At 24.5% G+C, this 1,677-nt stretch carries 2 protein-coding genes; both read right to left on the bottom strand.

The features are described 5' to 3' along the window. On the bottom strand, positions 1-1,120 hold a 1,120-nt coding region (locus tag KGF42_RS19005), incomplete at its 3' end, for a M56 family metallopeptidase (protein WP_227826899.1). After that, entirely contained in the window at positions 1,121-1,492 is a 372-nt protein-coding gene (locus tag KGF42_RS19000) for a BlaI/MecI/CopY family transcriptional regulator (RefSeq protein ID WP_227826898.1), read from the bottom strand. Positions 1,493-1,677: the final 185 nt, after the last annotated feature.

Here is a 1,677-nt window from a genome sequence, read left to right as displayed (position 1 = left end):
TTGTAGAATATGCATTAGATATTTCTATTTTATCAGAATCTTTGGGTTTTTTGCCTATTTTTTTACATTTTTCTTCATAAATTTTTCTAACATTAGCTGGAGCAGTGGCATATGTATAATCTGTAGTTCCAAAAGTATGACCAGAACTCGAAGAAACACCCTTATTTTCAGATAAAATTTTCTTATTTATTGGTGCTTGTGCATTTATATCAATAAAAGAAAAACATGAGCTTATAAATATTAAAATAGCAAGAACTATTCCACGTCTACCTCTTTTTTTACCAATATTTTTTATTCTTATTTCTAAGTTTGTTTTTTTAAACTCTGTTACCAACATACCCATATTATTTAAATTACTTAGCTCAATTGCATGTAAAATAGTTAATGCATATTCTTTTTTCTTTTTTGGCGAACATTCATTAATAACACTTTCATCACAACATAGTTCACAATCAGAATTTATTTTCCTGCTCATAATATAAACAAAAGGATTAAACCAATAAAGCGATTTTACAAAAACCACTATGAATTTTATAAAGATATCTCTATGTTTAAAATGTGTTAACTCATGTTTTAAAATCCAGTAAACATTTTCCTTGTTGTATGGGAGATCCAATAAAAATACATATGGTCTAAATAATCCTACACCTGCTGGACTGGCTAATTCATCTGTATACCTTAGAGGAATATTATTTTTTATATTTAATTCAGCTAGTAATTCTCTGTAAGTACGATTTATATTTTCATCTTCAACCTCAAAAGAGGTATCAACGATGAGATCCTTAAATCTTACATATTTAATTAATAAACGAGATAAACAAAATGCAAATCCAATTATCCAAATACATACAAATAAAAATGTGAAGTTTTTATTTGTATGATTATTATTAAAATTAGTTATATTATCAATTAGAGTATAACTTTCTTCTGTTTTTGTAGTAAATTCAATAGAATAAGAAATTGGAAAAAGTAACATTCTAAAAAGAATAATTAGCCAAATATAATAATTAAATTTTTTACTAAATATTTTAAATAGACATGTTTTTAAAATTATTAATATACAAATACCTAAACTACTTATAACTGTTGTTTTTAATAAATTCTCAAATAAAGTATCCATTTATTTATCCAAGTCATTTGCTATTTCTATAAGATGCTCAAATTTTTCTTTTTCTAAAATATTATCTTCATGTAACGAAACAAATATACTTTCTAGTGAATCATCATGTATATTACTCATAAAATCTTTCGTTTCAAAGTTTAAGTATTCTCTACTCCCAACTATAATTTTATAGTGTGTGTATCTATCAACTTTTTCAGCAGATAAAAATTTTCTCTTCACAAGTCTTGATAGAAGTGTTAGTGTAGTTGTTTGTTTCCAATCATGTTTATTTTCCATAGCTTCAATAACTTCTTTAGAAGTCACTTCATCATTTTTTCTCCAAATAAATTTCATTACTTTTAGTTCTGATTGTGGTATTTTTTGAATCATAAGCTATCCTCCCTAAAATATATTGCAATCTAATACTACAATACTTACATGAATAAAAATTTTGTCTGTTGAGATAATTTTACATGAATAATTAAGAATATTCTATATAAAATTTGATAAAAGTAACTGCAAAAATACCCTCCTTTCAAAATCTCGTTAGAAAGGATTATTTTTTATAACTTTGT

This window comes from Clostridioides sp. ZZV15-6383 (genome assembly GCF_020657735.1).
Taxonomy (GTDB): Bacteria; Bacillota; Clostridia; order Peptostreptococcales; family Peptostreptococcaceae; genus Clostridioides; species Clostridioides difficile_D.
The sequence above is the reverse complement of the archived record's forward strand: the minus strand, read 5'-3'. Positions and strand labels throughout refer to the sequence as shown.

Excerpts from the sequence above, each read along its gene's own strand:
- KGF42_RS19000 (WP_227826898.1), bottom strand. The coding sequence starts at position 1,492 with ATGATTCAAAAAATACCACAATCAGAACTAAAAGTAATGAAATTTATT.